The 17,280-nt window shown below is 72.0% G+C and carries 13 protein-coding genes; 6 read left to right on the top strand and 7 right to left on the bottom strand.

Features of this window, described 5'->3' with window-relative positions:
• The first annotated feature begins 51 nt into the window (after positions 1-51).
• Positions 52-522 carry an SRPBCC family protein gene (locus ABZ953_RS18345; RefSeq protein WP_361724443.1) on the top strand — a complete coding sequence of 157 codons (471 nt, stop codon included), beginning with the start codon at positions 52-54 and terminating at the stop codon, positions 520-522.
• 110 nt (positions 523-632) lie between these two features.
• Here the strand turns inward: ABZ953_RS18345 and ABZ953_RS18350 are convergent, their stop codons facing one another.
• The 5 genes from ABZ953_RS18350 to ABZ953_RS18370 form a co-directional block, all read right to left on the bottom strand.
• A complete protein-coding gene (locus ABZ953_RS18350) occupies positions 633-1,793 on the bottom strand; it encodes an XdhC/CoxI family protein (RefSeq protein WP_361724446.1) in 1,161 nt (386 codons plus the stop codon).
• A gap of 45 nt (positions 1,794-1,838) precedes the next feature.
• Positions 1,839-3,296, bottom strand: a complete 1,458-nt coding sequence (locus tag ABZ953_RS18355) for an NCS2 family permease (protein WP_361724449.1) — start codon at positions 3,294-3,296, stop codon at positions 1,839-1,841.
• A 228-nt stretch (positions 3,297-3,524) separates the two neighbouring features.
• Positions 3,525-5,906, bottom strand: a complete 2,382-nt coding sequence (locus ABZ953_RS18360) for a molybdopterin cofactor-binding domain-containing protein (protein WP_361724452.1) — start codon at positions 5,904-5,906, stop codon at positions 3,525-3,527.
• Positions 5,907-5,910: 4 nt separating this feature from the next.
• Positions 5,911-6,516: a (2Fe-2S)-binding protein gene (locus ABZ953_RS18365; protein ID WP_361724455.1), complete on the bottom strand. Its 606-nt coding sequence runs from the start codon at positions 6,514-6,516 to the stop codon at positions 5,911-5,913.
• Complete coding sequence (locus ABZ953_RS18370) at positions 6,516-7,406, bottom strand: FAD binding domain-containing protein (RefSeq protein WP_361724458.1); 891 nt, start codon at positions 7,404-7,406, stop codon at positions 6,516-6,518. Before ABZ953_RS18370 ends, ABZ953_RS18365 begins: the two co-directional genes overlap by 1 nt.
• A 356-nt stretch (positions 7,407-7,762) precedes the next feature.
• On the opposite strand from ABZ953_RS18370, the gene ABZ953_RS18375 reads away from it, so the two are divergent.
• A complete protein-coding gene (locus tag ABZ953_RS18375; protein ID WP_361724461.1) occupies positions 7,763-9,439 on the top strand; it encodes a PucR family transcriptional regulator ligand-binding domain-containing protein in 1,677 nt (558 codons plus the stop codon).
• Positions 9,440-9,626: 187 nt separating this feature from the next.
• Complete coding sequence (locus ABZ953_RS18380) at positions 9,627-10,388, top strand: hypothetical protein (protein WP_361724464.1); 762 nt, start codon at positions 9,627-9,629, stop codon at positions 10,386-10,388.
• A 52-nt stretch (positions 10,389-10,440) separates the two neighbouring features.
• Here ABZ953_RS18380 and ABZ953_RS18385 read toward each other — a convergent pair whose 3' ends face one another.
• Positions 10,441-11,208, bottom strand: coding sequence for a GntR family transcriptional regulator (locus ABZ953_RS18385; protein WP_361724467.1), 768 nt, complete (start codon positions 11,206-11,208; stop codon positions 10,441-10,443).
• 135 nt (positions 11,209-11,343) lie between these two features.
• On the opposite strand from ABZ953_RS18385, the gene ABZ953_RS18390 reads away from it, so the two are divergent.
• A complete protein-coding gene (locus tag ABZ953_RS18390) occupies positions 11,344-12,198 on the top strand; it encodes a (2Fe-2S)-binding protein (RefSeq protein ID WP_361724470.1) in 855 nt (284 codons plus the stop codon).
• A gap of 218 nt (positions 12,199-12,416) precedes the next feature.
• The gene (locus ABZ953_RS18395; protein WP_361724473.1) at positions 12,417-13,502 is read left to right on the top strand and encodes a DUF2637 domain-containing protein; all 1,086 of its coding nucleotides are present in this window, start codon (positions 12,417-12,419) and stop codon (positions 13,500-13,502) included.
• Positions 13,503-13,538: 36 nt separating this feature from the next.
• Here the strand turns inward: ABZ953_RS18395 and ABZ953_RS18400 are convergent, their stop codons facing one another.
• Positions 13,539-14,027, bottom strand: coding sequence for an ATP-binding protein (locus ABZ953_RS18400; RefSeq protein WP_361724476.1), 489 nt, complete (start codon positions 14,025-14,027; stop codon positions 13,539-13,541).
• Positions 14,028-14,203: 176 nt separating this feature from the next.
• Here ABZ953_RS18400 and ABZ953_RS18405 point away from each other — a divergent pair, with 176 nt between their 5' ends.
• On the top strand, positions 14,204-17,248 hold the full coding sequence (locus ABZ953_RS18405) for a glycoside hydrolase family 38 C-terminal domain-containing protein (protein WP_361724479.1): 3,045 nt from the start codon (positions 14,204-14,206) through the stop codon (positions 17,246-17,248).
• The last annotated feature ends 32 nt before the right edge of the window (positions 17,249-17,280 follow it).

Consider the following 17,280-nt stretch of genomic DNA (forward strand, 5'->3'; position numbering starts at 1 on the left):
CGGTGCCCTCGGCCCGCTGCCATCCGGGCCCCGGCCTGGCAGGCTCACACCGTGGCCATCTTCCAGATCACCCGAGACCTTCCCCTGCCCGCCGCCGAGGCGTGGCGCCGCCTCACCGCCTGGGAGCGGCACGGCGACGTCGTCCCGCTCACCCGCGTCGCGGTCCGCACTCCCCCGCCCACCCACGTGGGCACGGTCTTCGTCGCCCGCAGCGCGCTGGGCCCCGTCGGCTTCGACGACGTGATGGAGGTCGTCGAGTGGAGCCCGCCGGACGGTACGGCACCGGGGCGCTGCCGTCTGGAGAAGCGGGGGACGCTCGTGACGGGGTGGGCGGAGATCGAGGTCTACCCCGCGCACGGCCCGGGTTCGGCGCTGGTGTGGCGCGAGGACCTGCGCGTACGGTGGCTGCCCGCGCTCTTCGACGGGGTTCTCGCGGCCGTGGCGCGGCGGATGTTCGGGGGCGCCGCGGACCGGCTGATCGCGGCGGGACCGGTACCGGTACCGAGCGGAAGCCGTCCGTAAAGACGGAAGCCGTCCGTAAAGACGGAAGCCGTCCGTAAAGGCGGAAGCCGTCCGTAAAGGCGGAAGGCGTACGCAAAGGCGGAAGCCGTCCCCGTAAAGAAGGGCGCCGCTCAGGCGACCGAGCCGATCCGCCCCGAGGGGGTGCGTGCCGCGTCGTGGTGGATGGGCGTGTGCGCGCCGGTCAGGGAGACTCCGCTGCCGCCGCGCCGGTGGGCGACGATCTCCGAGGCGATCGACAGGGCGGTCTCCTCGGGCGTGCGTGCGCCCAGGTCGAGCCCGATGGGCGAGTGCAGGCGGGCCAACTCCAGCTCGGTGACGCCCACTTCGCGCAGGCGCTCGTTGCGGTCCTCGTGGGTGCGGCGCGAACCCATGGCGCCGACGTAGGCGACGGGCAGCCGCAGCGCCAGGTGCAGCAGCGGCACGTCGAACTTGGCGTCGTGCGTGAGGACGCAGAGGACGGTGCGGGCGTCGACGTCGGCGGACTCCAGGTAGCGGTGCGGCCACTCGACGACGATCTCGTCGGCGTCGGGGAAGCGCGTCGGCGTCGCGAAGACGGGGCGCGCGTCGCACACGGTCACGTGGTAGCCGAGGAACTTGCCCATGCGTACCAGCGCCGAGGCGAAGTCGATGGCCCCGAACACGATCATGCGGGGCGGCGGGACGCTGGACTCGACGAGGACGACCAGCGGCGAGCCGCACCGGGAGCCGTCCTCGCCGATCTCCACGATCGCGGTGCGGCCCGCGTCGAGCAGCGCGCGCGCCTCCCCCGCCACCGTGCGGTCCAGCTCCGGATGGCCGCCGAGGCCGCCCTCGTACGCCCCCGCCCCGTCCGTCGCGCGGACGAGGAGGGCGCGGCCGAGAAGGCCGGTGGGTCCGGAGGTGACGCGGGCGACGGCTGCCGCCTCCCCGGCGGACGCGGCGGCGAGCGCGGCGCCGATGACCGGCCGCGCAGCGGCGTCCGCGCGGACCGGGGTGACGAGGATGTCGATGATGCCACCGCAGGTCAGACCCACGGCGAAGGCGTCCTCGTCGCTGTAGCCGAAGCGTTCGAGTACGGTCTCGCCGTCGTCGAGGGACTGTCGGCACAGTTCATAGACGGCGCCCTCCACACATCCGCCGGAGACCGAGCCGATCGCCGTGCCCTCGCTGTCGACGGCGAGCGCGGCGCCCGGTTGCCGGGGCGCGCTGCCGCCGACCGCCACCACGGTGGCGACGGCGAAGTCACGTCCCTGCTCGACCCACCGGTTCAGCTCGTCGGCGATGTCCAGCATCTCGGCCTCCTCAAGGCTCTACGGGTGTGCGGAGGGCTCGGCGCCTCAGTGGACGCCCAGCCAGCTCTCGATGGGGTTGAGGGCGAAATAGATGATGAAGACGAGCGTCAGGCCCCACATGAAGGCCCCGATCTCGCGGGCCTTGCCCTGGGCGATCTTGATGGCGACCCAGGAGATGACGCCCGCCGCGACACCGGTGGTGATGGTGTACGTGAAGGGCATGAGCACGACGGTCAGGAAGACCGGGATCGCGGTGGCGCGGTCGGCCCAGTCGACGTGCCGGGCGTTCATCATCATCATCGCTCCGATGACGACGAGCGCGGCGGACGCGACCTCCTGGGGCACGATCGCGGTGACCGGCGTGAAGAAGAGGCAGCCGGCGAAGAACAGGCCGGTGATGACCGAGGAGAGGCCGGTGCGGGCGCCTTCGCCGACGCCGGTCGCGGACTCCACGAAGACGGTCTGGCCGGAGCCGCCCGCCACGCCGCCGATGGCACCGCCGGCGCCGTCGATGAACAGCGCCTTGGACAGGCCCGGCATGCGGCCCTTGTCGTCGGCGAGGTTGGCCTCGGTGCCGACGCCGATGATGGTGGCCATCGCGTCGAAGAAGCCGGCCAGGACCAGGGTGAAGACGATCATGCCGACGGTCATCGCGCCGACCTCGCCCCAGCCGCCGAACTCGACGTCGCCGAGGAGGGAGAAGTCGGGGGACGAGATCGCGCTGCCGTGCAGTTCGGGGGCGCCGTTCGCCCACTGCTTGGGGTCGATGACGTCGAACGCGTTGAGTGCGACGGCCACGACGGTGCCGGTGACGATGCCGATCAGGATCGCGCCCGGGGTGTTGCGCGCCTGCAGCATGAAGATCAGCAGCAGGGTGCCCGCGAAGAGCAGTACGGGCCAGCCGGAGAGTTCACCGGCGGGGCCGAGCGAGAGCGGGGTGGCCCTGCCGGGGTGCACGAAGCCGCCCTTGACCAGGCCGATGATGGCGATGAAGAGCCCGATGCCCATGGTGATGCCGTGCTTGAGGGCGAGCGGGATCGCATTCATGATCATCTCGCGCAGCCCGGTGACCACAAGGAGCATGATCACGGCGCCGTACATCACGCACATGCCCATGGCCTGCGGCCAGGTCATCTCGGGCGCGACCTGCGAGGAGATCACTCCGGACACGGAGAGTCCGGCGGCCAGGGCCAGGGGCACCTTGCCGACGAACCCCATCAGGAGCGTGGTGACGGCCGCGGCGAGCGCCGTCGCGGTGACCAGGGCCTTCTGGCCCATGGTGTCTCCGGCCGCGTCCTTCCCCGACAGCAGGACGGGGTTGAGCAGGACGATGTACGCCATCGCCATGAAGGTGGTGATGCCGCCGCGCACCTCACGCGCGACCGTCGATCCCCGGAGGGATATGTGAAAGTACCGATCGAGCCAAGACCTGCCGGCCGGGACGCGTGAGCCGGGGCCCGCGTCCTCTGCGGTGGTCTTGGGCTCCACTGACGACTGGGTCATGGTGCCTACTCCCAAGGTTCACAGGGGCACCCGCTGAGTTCACGGGATTTGGGATGGTGCATTGGCTGCACGACCCGGGGGACGGCCCGAGACGAACGACGCTCCCTCGTGGGGAGGGGGAGCTGGGCTCCGAGCGGTGCGGGCGGGTGGAAGTGTGACGTTCCTGGGATCGCCCGCACCGCTCGGAGAATTTGGGGGGGTGGACGGCTGCTCTCCACCCCGGCAGGACTACGTGCCGGTCAGGTGCTCAGGCCGTACCGGCGTCCTGTTGAGCTCCAGGCCCGTCGCGTTCCGGATGGCCGCGAGGACCGCCGGGGTGGACGACAGGGTCGGGGCCTCGCCGATGCCGCGGAGCCCGTACGGGGCGTGCTCGTCGGCGAGTTCGAGCACGTCGACGGGGATGGTCGGCGTGTCGAGGATGGTGGGGATCAGGTAGTCCGTGAAGGAGGGGTTCCTGACCTTCGCGGTCTTCGGGTCGACGATGATCTCCTCCATGACCGCGACGCCCAGGCCCTGGGTGGTGCCACCCTGGATCTGGCCGATCACGGACAGCGGGTTGAGCGCCTTGCCGACGTCCTGGGCGCAGGCCAGTTCGATGACCTTGACCAGGCCGAGCTCGGTGTCGACCTCCACGACCGCGCGGTGCGCGGCGAAGGAGTACTGGACGTGGCCGTTGCCCTGGCCGGTCTCCAGGTCGAAGGCGACGGTGGGGCGGTGGCGCCACTCGGCCTCGATCTCGACGGTCTCGCCCGCCAGGACGTCGACCAGGTCGCCGAGGACCTCGCCGCCGTCGGTGACGACCTTGCCGCCCTCCAGGAGCAGTTCGGCGGTGGCCCACGCGGGGTGGTACGTGCCGAACTTGCGGCGGCCGATCTCCAGGACCTTCTCGCGGACGAGCTCGCAGGAGTTCTTGACGGCGCCGCCGGTGACGTACGTCTGGCGCGACGCGGACGTCGACCCCGCGCTGCCCACCTGGGTGTCGGCGGGGTGGATCGTCACCTGCGTGACGCCCAGCTCGGTCCGCGCGATCTGCGCGTGGACGGTGACGCCGCCCTGGCCGACCTCGGCCATCGCCGTGTGCACGGTCGCCACGGGCTCGCCGTTGATGACCTCCATGCGCACCTTGGCGGTGGAGTAGTCGTCGAAGCCCTCGGAGAAGCCGACGTTCTTGATGCCGACCGCGTAGCCCACACCGCGTACGACACCTTCGCCGTGCGTGGTGTTGGACAGGCCGCCCGGCAGCTGGCGCACGTCGGCCCCCTCGCTGGACTCCCACTGGCGCTCGGGCGGCAGCGGGCGGGCCTTGATGCGGCGCAGGATCTCGGCGACCGGGGCGGGCGAGTCGACCGGCTGTCCGGTCGGCAGGAGCGTGCCCTGCTCCATGGCGTTGAGCCGACGGAACTCGACCCGGTCCATGCCCACCTTGTCGGCGAGCTTGTCCATCTGGGCCTCGTAGGCGAAGCAGGCCTGGACGGCGCCGAAGCCGCGCATCGCGCCGCAGGGCGGGTTGTTGGAGTAGAGGGCGATCGCCTCGATGTCGACGTCGTCGATCACGTACGGGCCGACCGAGAGGGACGAGGCGTTGCCCACGACCGCCGGGGAGGCCGACGCGTAGGCGCCGCCGTCCAGGACGATCTTGCACTTCATGTGCGTGAGCTTGCCGTCCTTGGTGGCGCCGTGCTCGTAGTAGAGCTTCGCCGGATGGCGGTGCACGTGGCCGAAGAAGGACTCGAACCGGTTGTAGACGATCTTGACCGGCTTGCCGGTGCGCAGCGCCAGGAGGCAGGCGTGGATCTGCATCGAGATGTCCTCGCGGCCGCCGAACGCGCCGCCGACACCGGAGAGCGTCATGCGCACCTTCTCCTCGGGCAGGCCGAGGACGGGGGCGATCTGCTTGAGGTCCGAGTGCAGCCACTGGGTGGCGACGTAGAGCTCGACGCCGCCGTCCTCGGAAGGCACCGCGAGACCGGACTCGGGACCGAGGAAGGCCTGGTCCTGCATGCCGAAGGTGTACTCGCCCTTGACGATGAAGTCGGCCTTCTTCGCGGCCTCTTCGGCGTTGCCGCGGACGATCGGCTGGCGGTGCACGATGTTCGGGTGCGGGACGTGGCCGATGTGGTGGTCGTCGCGGCCCTCGTGCACGAGTACGGCGTCGGGAGCGGTCGCCGAGGCCTCATCGGTGATGAGGGGCAGCTCCTTGTACTCGATTCTGATCTTGGCGGCGGCGCGGCGCGCGGTCTCCGGGTGGTCGGCGGCCACGATGGCCACCGGCTCGCCGTGGTGGCGGACCTTCTTGTGCGCGAGGACCGGGGTGTCCTGGATCTCCAGGCCGTAGTTCTTCATCGCGGCCGGCAGGTCGTCGTAGGTCAGGACGGCGTAGACGCCGGACTGCGCGAGCGCCTCCGAGATGTCGATGGAGACGATCTCGGCGTGCGCGACGGTCGAGCGCAGGGTGTGACCCCACAGCATGTCCTCGTGCCACATGTCCGAGGAGTACGCGAACTCGCCGGTCACCTTCAGGGTGCCGTCGGGGCGCAGCGTCGACTCGCCGATGCCGCCCTTGGTCGTGGAACCCTGCGTGATCTTGGTGGGTGTACCTGTGGTTCCCATGGCGTCAGACCCCCTCGGACTGGCGCGCGGCCGCGAGGCGGACCGCGTCAAGGATCTTCTCGTAGCCGGTGCAGCGGCAGAGGTTGCCGGAGAGCGCCTCGCGGATGTCGGCGTCGGACGGCTGCGGGTTGCGCTCCAGCATCTCGTCGGCCGCGACGAGCAGGCCGGGGGTGCAGAAGCCGCACTGGACGGCGCCTGCGTCGATGAACGCCTGCTGGATGGGAGAGAGCTCGCCGCCCTCGCCGGTCTGCGAGTCGGTGGCCCCCTTCTCCGGGTTGGCCTGCCACCCCTTGGCGTCCTGCAGCGAGGTGCCGCACGCGCCGGAGGCGCAGCCGCCGCCCGGGTGGGCGTCCTGACGGTGCTTGGCGTAACCGGCGAGGCCCTCGACGGTGGTGACCTCGCGGCCCTCCACCTGGCCCGCCGCGACCAGACACGAACAGACCGGGATGCCGTCGAGCCGGACGGTGCAGGAGCCGCACTCGCCCTGCTCGCAGGCGTTCTTGGAGCCCGGCAGGCCCATGCGCTCGCGCAGCACGTAGAGGAGGGACTCGCCCTCCCACACGTCGTCGGCTTCCTGCTGACGGCCGTTGACCGTGAAGTTCACGCGCATTATGCGACTCCCTCAGTGCTGCGGCCGTTGCCGCGGTACGACTCCCAGGTCCAGCCGAGCGTGCGGCGGGCCATGATCCCGACGGCGTGGCGGCGGTAGCTCGCCGTGCCGCGCACATCGTCGATCGGGTTGGCGGCACCGGAGGCGAGCTCCGCGAACTGCTTGGCGATCGAGGGGGTGATGATCTTCTTGCTCTCCCAGAAACCGCCCTCGTCGAGGGCCGCGTTCAGGAAGTCCTCGGCCGCTTTCGCCCGAATGGGGGTGGGGGCGGCGGAACCGATGCCGGTCCGCACGCTGCGGGTCTCGGGGTGCAGCGCGATGCCGAAGGCGCACACGGCGATGACCATCGCGTTGCGGGTGCCGACCTTCGAGTACTGCTGCGGGCCGTCCGCCTTCTTGATGTGGACGGACTTGATGAGCTCGTCCGCGGCGAGCGCGTTCCGCTTCACACCGGTGTAGAAGTCGTCGATCGGGATCAGGCGGGAGCCCCGCACAGACTCCACCTCGACCTCGCAATCGGCGGCGAGAAGGGCCGGGTGGGCGTCGCCCGCGGGGGACGCGGTGCCCAGGTTGCCGCCGACGCCGCCGCGGTTGCGGATCTGCGGCGAGGCCACCGTGTGCGAGGCGAGCGCGAGGCCGGGGAGCTCCGTGCGGAGCTCCTCCATGATCTGCGTGTACGGGACGGAGGCACCCAGCTGGACCGTCTCCTCGCCCACCGCCCACTCGCGCAGCTCGGCGATGCGATTGAGGTCGAGCAGGTACTCGGGACGCCGGTGGTCGAAGTTGATCTCGACCATCACGTCGGTGCCACCCGCAATCGGCACAGCCGTGGGGTGCTCGGCCTTGGCGGCGAGCGCCTCCTCCCAGCTGGCGGGGCGAAGGAAGTCCATGAGGCTCTCTTCTTGTTCGTATCGAGGGTCGTTCGCTTCGAGGGACCGGAGATTTCCGAATCAGAGGATTCCGTTTAGGCCACTCGGGCCGTTGGTCCCTCGACTGCTCGTTCATGTGCTGTTAACGCGGAGTGGGGCAAGTACACCGCTCGCTCGTCCGATGGGGTCAGTCACCGAAACCATGAAGGAGTTGGCTGGCCAAGCCGCGCGTCTTGTAGATTCGTATGAAGAACGGGCCCCAGGAACCTCGCGGGTTCCCCCCGGAAACCGCGGCCATCCTGCGACAGCGGGCCCCGTCGCTACAGAGCGCACATGTTTGTACACACCATTCGAGACAGATCGGCGGCGACGACACCATGCGGCTGCGCGCACTCCTGGACACCGACGCGCTGGGCCTGCGGCTGCTCGGCGGCGAGGACGAGCTGGACCGCACCGTGCGCGGTGTGATGACCACGGACCTGCGGGACCCCACCCGCTATCTGGCCGGGGGCGAGCTCGTCCTCACCGGCCTCGCCTGGCGCCACGACGCCTCGGACACCGAGCCCTTCGTGCGCATCCTCGCGAGCGCGGGGGTCGCGGCGCTCGCCGCCGGTGAGGCCGAGCTCGGGGACATCCCCGACGACATCGTCGAGGCCTGCGCCCGGCACCGCCTGCCGCTCTTCGCGGTCAACGAATCCGTGGCCTTCGCGACCATCACCGAGCACGTGGTGCGCCAGGTCTCGGGCGAACGCGCCGGGGACCTCGCGGCCGTCGTCGACCGGCACCGCCGCCTGATGACCTCGGGCCCCGCGGGCGGCGGCCCCGACGTCGTCCTCGACCTGCTCGGCACCGACCTGGACCTGCGGGCCTGGGTGCTCTCGCCCGCGGGGCGCGTGATCGCCGGATCCGGCGCGGCGGGCACCGCCCTGCCGGGGCCGCTCTGCGCACGGCTGGCCGGGGAGCACCTGGCGGCCGTCCGGACGGGCCGGCGCGGGCCGCACCGCGTGACGGTCGACTCGGTCACGTACTCGCTGTTCCCCATTCGGACCAGTGGGCGCGGATCGGCCGGTGCCGCGCGCGACGTCCGCGAGTCGGTGCTCTCCGACTGGATGCTCGCCGTGGAGGCCGACGCGGGCGACTGGCCCGAGGAACGCCTCGACCTGCTACAGGGCGTGACCCAGCTGATCGCTGTCGAGCGCGACCGGCGCGACGCGGCCCGCACCGTGCGGCGCCGCCTGGCCCAGGAGGTCCTTGAGCTGGTGCAGTCGGGCGCGGCGCCCGCCGAGATCGCCGCGCGGCTGCGCGTCGCCGCCCCGGTGCTCCTGCCGGGCCTCGGCGCGGCCCCGCACTGGCAGGTCGTGGTGGCCCGCGTGGAGTGGGAGGGCGGGGAGGTCGACGGCGGTCCGGTCGCCCAGTCGCTCCTGGAGGAGATCCTCGTGGACCCGACGGCGGCCGGGCCCGAGCCGTCCGACCGGATCGCGGTCGCGCACACCGGCGACGAGGCCATCGCGCTCGTGCCGCTGCCCGCGGTCTCCAGCGAGCACGACGGCTCGGAGACGGGCCTGATCGCGGACGCGCTCCTGGCGTCCGTGCACGACCCGCTGTCGGCGGGCCTTGACGGCGACGGCCGCGTCACGCTTGGCGTCAGCGCGTCCGTGCACTCGGCGGAGGGCCTGCGCGGCGCCCTTGAAGAGGCGCGGCACGCGCGCCGGGTCGCCGCGGCGCGCCCCGGCCGGGTCTGCGCGGCCGGGCACCAGGAGCTGGCCTCGCACGTCCTGCTGCTGCCGTTCGTCCCCGACGACGTGCGCCGGGCGTTCACCGCGCGCCTCCTCGACCCGCTGCGGGAGTACGACAAGCGCCACCGCGCCGAGCTCATCCCGACCCTGGAGGCCTTCCTCGACTGCGACGGCTCGTGGACGCGCTGCGCCGCGCGCCTGCACCTGCACGTCAACACGTTGCGCTACCGGGTGGGCCGCATCGAGCAGTTGACGGGCCGTGACCTCTCGCGCCTGGAGGACAAGCTCGACTTCTTCCTCGCGCTGCGGATGAGCTGAGGTCATCGGGGTGCGGAGCCGGTCGGCGCCCGCAAGGCGCCGACCGGCCAGGACCCCGTTCCTCGCCCGCCCTTTGTGAATTCTTTCACCCAGCCTCTTGGCCCGGTGCCGCGATCCATGCTGAGATTCGCCCACGACTCAACAGCTCAATGGGGTGCTCGGGGAGGGCAACGTGGCGCATACCGCCATGTCTGGTACCGGAACGACTGCAGGGGACGATCCACTCCAGACCGCGGTATGGCGGCTGCGCTCACGCGGCTGCTGGACCGACGCGGCAGCGCTGCTCGCCTCGCGGGGCGGGGCGGCCGCGGCACTCCAGAGGACGGCGCTCCTCGTCGAGCGGTGCCTGTTCACCGGGGACGGCTGGGGCGAGGCCGAGGACGGCCTGCGGACCGCGGAGGCGCTCGCCGAGGACGACGGCGACCGGGGCGCGGCGGCCTGCGAGCGAGGCCAACTGGCGTATGCCTCAACGGTCTTGGGTGTACGCGACCGGGCCGACGAGGCACGCACGGCGCTCGGCAGGGCGGCCGCGCTGCTCGCCCCGAACGCCCCCGGGCGGCCGCTGCTCGACTTCCGCAGAGGGCTGATCGCGGAGCACATCTCCGACTCGCCGCAGTCCGCGAAGGCGGCCTACCGCAGGGCGCACGCGGGCGCCACGGCGCACTCCGACCCCCTGCTGCTCTCCTTCACCTGGCGGCATCTGGCCGGACTCGCCCTGCGCGACGGGGAGTTGGCCGAGGCGCGGCACGGTTTCACGGAGTCCCTGCGCATCCGCGAGGAGTTGGGCTACCTGGTCGGCACGGCCCCGGCGCTCGCCGCGCTCGCGGACGCGGAGCCGGAGCCGGAGGCCACCCGGCTGCGCGCCGAGGCCACCCGTCTGTTCCGCCTCCTGGGCGGCGTACCGTCGTGGCTCGCCCAGCATCTGCAGCCACCGGCCGCCGCGGTGTAGCTCAGAGCCTGTCTTTCACGGCCGCCGGGCCCCACCAGGGCCCGGCGCGGCGTCAGCCCGCGGCCCCCGTGAAGTGCTCCTTGACCAGGGCCGAGACCACGCCCAGATCCTGGACGGCCAGCGCTTCAAGGAGCGCCATGTGCTCGGCCGCGTCCGCCACCAGGTCGGCCCGGCGGCCCGCGACGGGGCCGCTCGCCAGGGGCCACTGCGAGCGCCGGTGCAGATCGTCCGCGACCTGCACCAGTTGCTGGTTGCCCGACAGGGAGAGCAGCGCGCCGTGGAAGGCGCGGTCCGACTCGGCGTAGCGCGCGAGGTCGCCGCCCGCCGCCGCGGTCGCGGTCGCCTCGGCCAGCGGCCGCAGCTCGGCCCAGCGCTCGGCGGGCACGGTGCGGGCGAGCCGCAGCATCACGGGCACCTCGATCAGCGCCCGCACCTCGGCCAGCTCCGCGAGCTCCCGCGTGCTGCGCTCGGTGATCCGGAAGCCGCGATTGGGGACGACTTCCACGGCGCCCTCGACGGCCAGCTGCTGCATCGCCTCGCGGACGGGGGTCGCGGAGACGCCGAAGCGCTCGCCGAGGGCGGGCGCCGAGTACACCTCGCCGGGCGCGAGCTCGCCGCCGACGAGGGCGGCGCGCAGCGCGGCGAGGATCTGCCCGCGCACGGAGCTGCGCCGGACCGTGCGGCGGGGCCCGGGGACGGCGACCGTGCGCTCCCCCCGGTTCGCGGCGGGCCCGCGCGACTCGGCCCCCGCCTGCTCCGGCACCCGGACGCGCGGCGGCCCGGCCAGGGGACCCCCCTCGCGTGCTCCGGTCTGCTCCACGACGTCCCGCCCCGCTTCTGACTGCTCCGAAAGGTACGAGAGGCACCATAGGCGGACAGGACCGGAGTTGAAACCTCGATCACGTCGGGTAAGGTAAGGCTAACCTGCTATCGATCGCGATTCGGTGGTCCCCGCATGTCCGTACCCACCCTGGCCGCACCCGCCCTGGGCGCTCACAGTGCCGTAGCGGACTCGTATGCCCGCCTCGCCGAGGTGTACTCCGGAATGCACATCACCGGGCTCGGCCGCGAGGAACAGACCCCCCAGGGCGGCGGCTGGGTCAGCGCCGCCCGGCTCGCGGAGGGCGGGGCCGACCTCGACGCGTTTCTCGCCTGGGACGACGCCCAGGTCCTGAAGGACTACGGCACCAAGGCGCGGCCGGACGTGGTGGCCAGCTTCGGCCTGCACCGCTATGCCTGGCCGGCCGTCCTGCTCATCACGGTCCCCTGGTTCCTGCACCGCCGCGTCCCCCGCTTCCCGGTCGCCGACGTCTCCTTCCACCGCACGCTGGGCCGGATGGCCGTACGCACACAGGAATTCGCCTGCCTCCCCGACGACCCCGCCGCGGCCCTGCCCGGAGCCCGGGTCGTACCGGACGAGGAGGCACTGCGCGCGGAGGTGCGGGCCGCGGTGGCCGAGCACCTCGGGCCGCTCCTCGACGCCTTCGGCCCCCGGATGCGGCGCCGCTCGCGCGCCCTGTGGAGCCTTGCCACCGACGAGATCGTCGAGGGCCTCTGGTACGTCGCCCACCTCTTCGGCGAGGAGCAGCGCGCGGTGACGGAGCTGGAGCGCCTGCTCCCCGGCGCCACCAAGCCCTACGTCGGCACGGCGGGCTTCCGGGAGCTGACGGGCCCCGCTGGGGAGGCGCTGCCGACCCGCGACCGGGCGAGCTGCTGCATGTTCTACACGCTGCGCCCCGACGACACCTGCGTCACCTGCCCGCGCACCTGCGACGCGGAGCGCGTCGCACGGCTGAGCGCGGCCTCCTGACCGGCTGAGTCCCGTTCAGCAGCTGAGTCCCGTTCGGTCGAGCCTCGTTTAATCGAACTCAATGCCTGGTTCCTGGCCACGAGTTCGAGCAAAAGTACGCCGTGTGTGCTCCCATGCACCCCCCTTGGCGTCCTCTTCCCCCGAAACCCCCTGCATGCCATCTGGGTTGGGTCAATATGGCGCCCGATACGCCCTACCGCAACGCAAGGGACCCCCAGATGAGACTGACCGACATATCGCTGGACTGGCTGCTTCCCGGCGGCGTTCTGCTCCTGGGCATGCTGGTGGCGGTGGCGGTGCTCGCGCGCGGCAAGCGAGGCCACGGCAAGGCGGCGAAGGAGAGCGCGGGCGACGACTCGTGGGAGCGCAGCGAGGAACGCCGCAGACGCAAGGAAGCCGTCTACGGCACCGCCTCCTACGTGCTCCTGTTCTGCTGCGCCGCCGTCGCGGCCGCGCTCTCGTTCCACGGCCTGGTCGGCTTCGGACAGCAGAACCTCAGCCTCTCCGGGGGCTGGGAGTACCTGGTCCCGTTCGGCCTCGACGGGGCGGCGATGTTCTGCTCCGTCCTCGCCGTGCGCGAGGCGAGCCACGGCGACGCGGCACTCGGTTCGCGGCTGCTCGTGTGGACGTTCGCGGGTGCGGCCGCCTGGTTCAACTGGGTGCACGCGCCACGGGGGTTGAGTCACGCGGGCGCTCCGCACTTCTTCGCCGGGATGTCCCTTTCGGCCGCGGTGCTCTTCGACCGCGCGCTGAAGCAGACCCGCCGGGCGGCGTTGCGCGAGCAGGGCCTGGTGCCGCGGCCGCTGCCGCAGATCCGCATCGTGCGGTGGCTGCGCGCACCCCGTGAGACCTTCGCCGCCTGGTCGCTGATGCTCCTCGAAGGTGTGCGCACCCTGGAGGAGGCCGTCGAGGAAGTGCGGGAGGACCGCCGCGAGAAGGAGGTCACGCGGCTGCGCAGGCGTGACCAGGAGAAGCTGGAGCGCGCCCAGCTCAAGGCGCTCAGCCGGGGCCACCGGAACTGGCAGGGCCGCGGCGGCGGCCGTCAGGTGGAGGTGCAGGCCGTCTCGCAGGCCGCCGGGTCCGCGCAGGTCGGCGCGGACCCTGCAATACCGCCGCAGGAACAGCTGCCGGTGCGCTCCCGGCCCTCCCTCCAGGCCGTCAGGAACGGCTCTGACGGATCCGACCCCGCCGACCCCGCCGTCCCCGTCGCCGTCGACCTGACGGCGGAGGACGACACGCAGGCCCTGCCCCGGCTCGACTCGCTGGAGCAGAAGCTCAAGGACCTGGAGCAGCAGTTCGGCTGATCGCACCAGGCCCGACCGGACCGGCGGCGGCACGGCTCATACCGTGCCGCCGCCGCTGTCCAGTTCGAACCACACCACCTTTCCCACCCCGTGCGCCCGCACGCCCCACGCGTCGGCGAGGGACTGCACGAGGATCAGGCCCCGCCCGTTCGTACCGTCGTCGGCGTTCGGTACCCGCGGCTCGGGGCGGACCGCCACGAAGTCCCGCACCTCGACGCGCAGGCCGCGTGGGCCCAGGGTCGCGGTGACGTACGCGTCGTGATCGGTGTGCACCAGTGCATTGGTGACCAGTTCGCTGGTGAGGAGTTCGGCTGTCTCGGACCGTCCCGGCTTCCCCCAGTGCCGCAGGAGCTCCCTCAGGGCCCTCCTGACCTCGGACACCGCCCGCAGATCCGCTCTTCCCAGCCTTCGCGCGAGCTGACCGCTGTCCGGGCCGCCCGTCACTTCGCCGGTCCTCTCGTCCGTTTCTCTCGGCGAGCAGGCCCCGATTCCCCCGGGGCCGCCCCCACGTGACTGCCTCGTCATGACCCCCGCCCACAAAGCGATGTCTCTGCCTCCCTGCTCGAACAACCTCACGAGATGCATGCCCCGGGCCCGTGGCGGCACGCTTGTCGAATCGTCAACCAATGGCGGGGGGTGCATCACGGCATCGGGGGGAAGTGAAGCGGTGGACCCCACCGCTTCAGCCCCGAGGAGCCCGAGTGCACGACGATCGACTGCTGGTGGAAGGCCGCCTGGAGCGGGCACTGCGCCAGTTCATCCAGCCCGCCCAGTACGCGCGGCGCACGCCGCTTTCCCTCTCCGTCTGGCACGCGCCGGGCGAACCTGTGCCGGTCGGGACGGCCCTCGAAGCCGCTTACGAGCCCTTCGAGACCGGCACGGAGTGGGGAAACCCCTGGTCCACCAGTTGGTTCCGCATTCAAGGTCGGGTGCCGGAGGAGTGGCGCGGCCGACGGGTCGAAGTCGTGATCGATCCCGGGTTCAGCGGGGACGGCCCCGGCTTCCAGGCGGAGGGGCTCGTGTACGACGCGTCGGGCGTCCCGCTGAAGGGCGTTCACCCGCGCAATCGGCATATTCCGGTGGCCTCCCCCGCCCGGGGCGGCGAACCGGTGCACCTACTCCTTGAAGCGGCGGCCAATCCTGTCGTTCTGCACGACTTCATGCCGACACCCCTCGGCGACGTACTGACCGCAGGCAATACCCCGATGTACCGATTCGCGTCTGCCGATCTCGCCGTACTGGACGAGGACGTTTGGCAGTTGACCTTGGACATCGAGGTGCTGTCCGAGCTGATGCGCGAACTGGACCCCGAACGTCCGCGTCGCCACGAAATCCTGCGCGCCCTGGAGGACATGCTCGACGCGCTCGACCTGCACGACGTGCCCGGCACGGCCGCCGCGGCGCGTGCCGAGCTCGCCGACGTCCTCGCCCGTCCCGCGCACGCCAGTGCGCACCGGGTGTCGGCGGCCGGTCACGCGCACATCGACTCGGCGTGGCTGTGGCCCCTGCGCGAGACGGTACGGAAGGCTTCGCGCACCTTTGCCAATGTGACGGCGCTTGCCGAGGAGTACCCGGAGCTGGTCTTCGCGTGCTCGCAGGCCCAGCAGTACGCCTGGGTGAAGGAGCACCAGCCGCACATCTGGGAGCGCATCAAGAAGGCCGTGGCGGACGGGAACTGGGCGCCGGTGGGCTCGATGTGGGTCGAGTCGGACGCCAACATGCCGGGCGGCGAGGCGCTCGCCCGGCAGATCACGCACGGCAGGCGGTTCTTCCGGGAGGAGTTCGGCGTCGAGACCGAGGAGATCTGGCTGCCGGACTCCTTCGGCTACACCGCCGCCTTCCCGCAGTTGGCGAAGCTCGCGGGCATCCGCTGGTTCCTCACGCAGAAGCTCAGCTGGAACCAGTCCAACAAGATGCCGCACCACACCTTCTGGTGGGAGGGCATCGACGGCACCCGGGTCTTCACCCACTTCCCGCCCGTCGACACCTACAACTCCCAGTTCCACGGCGCCGAACTCGCCCATGCCGAACGGAACTTCGCCGAGAAGGGGCGCGCCTCCCGCTCCCTGGTGCCGTTCGGCTGGGGCGACGGCGGGGGCGGCCCCACCCGCGAGATGATGGAGCGGGCGCGGCGCCTGCGCTCCCTGGAGGGGTCGCCGCGCGTCGAGATCGAGAAGCCGTCGGCGTTCTTCGCGGCGGCCGAGGAGGAGTACGGCGGGCAGGCGCCGGTCTGGTCGGGCGAGCTGTATCTGGAGCTGCACCGCGCCACCTACACCACCCAGGCGGCGACCAAGCGCGGCAACCGGCGCAGCGAACACGCCCTGCGCGAGGCCGAGTTGTGGTGTACGGCGGCCGCGGTGCGCGACCCCGCGTACGTGTATCCGTACGACACCCTCGACCGGCTGTGGAAGACGGTGCTTCTGCACCAGTTCCACGACATCCTGCCGGGCTCGTCGATCGCCTGGGTGCACCGGGAGGCGCGCGACACCTACGAGCGGGTCCTCGCCGAGCTCGACGAGATCACGGCGTCGGCCGTGCGGTCCCTCGGGGCGGGCGGGCCCGCGGCGCTGAACGCATCGCCGTACCCGCGCGACGAGGTCGTCGCCCCGGGTGACGGCACACTGGTGCGCGTCGCCGTCCCCGCGCTCGGCTCGCGGAGCCTGGACGCCGCGCGGGACGCGGGCCCCGGGGCCGTCGCGCACACGACCGGCGACACGATCCTGCTCACCAACGAGCATCTGAGCGTCACCGTCGACGCCGCCGGGCTGCTGACCTCCGTCAAGGACCTGGACGCGGGCCGCGAGGTGCTCGCCGCCCCCGGCAACCTCCTCCAGCTGCACCCGGACCACCCCACGCACTACGACGCCTGGGACCTCGACAAGCACTACCGGCACCGGCACACCGACCTCACGAACGCCGAGTCCGTCGAGCTCGTCGAGGACGGGCCGCTGCGGGTCGCCGTGCGCGTGGTGCGGTCCTTCGGGGAGTCGCGGATCACCCAGGAGATCCGTCTCGCGGCGGGCAGCCGGCGTCTTGACGTCGTCACGGACGTCGACTGGCGCGAGTCGGAGAAGGTCCTCAAGGCGGCGTTCCCCCTCGACGTGCACGCCGAACGGTCCGCCGCCGAGATCCAGTTCGGCCATGTGCACCGGCCCACACACGCCAACACCGGCTGGGACGCGGCGCGTTACGAGATCTGCGCGCACCGCTGGCTGCGGGTGGCCGAGGAAGGGTACGGCGTCGCGGTGCTCAACGACTCGACGTACGGCCACGACGTGACGCGCGAGGACCACGGCGACGCGCTCGGCACCACCGTGCGGCTGACCCTGCTGCGGGCCCCGCACAGCCCGGACCCGGAGACCGACCTTGGCACGCACCGCTTCACGTACGCGCTGCTGCCGGGGGCGGACACCGGCGACGCGGTCGCCGAGGGGCTCGCGCTCAATCTGCCGCTGCGGGTGGCCGACGCGCCCGCCCTGCCGTCGCTGGTGAGCGTCGACCACCCGGCGGTCACCGTCGAGTCGGTGAAGCTCGCCGACGACCGCAGCGGCGACGTCGTCGTACGTCTCTACGAGTCGCGCGGCGGGCGGGCGGCGGCCGTGCTCGGCACGTCGTTCCCGGTGGCCGGGGCCGAGGTGACCGACCTGCTCGAACGGCCGCTGCACGAGGCGGAGACGGGCGAGGCGGGCCTGGCCCTCGCGCTGCGGCCGTTCCAGATCGTCACGCTGCGGCTGCGGCCCGCCTGACCGGAGCGGGTGCCGGGGCGGGTGCCGAGGCG

Source organism: Streptomyces sp. NPDC046465 (assembly GCF_040646035.1).
GTDB lineage: Bacteria > Actinomycetota > Actinomycetes > Streptomycetales > Streptomycetaceae > Streptomyces.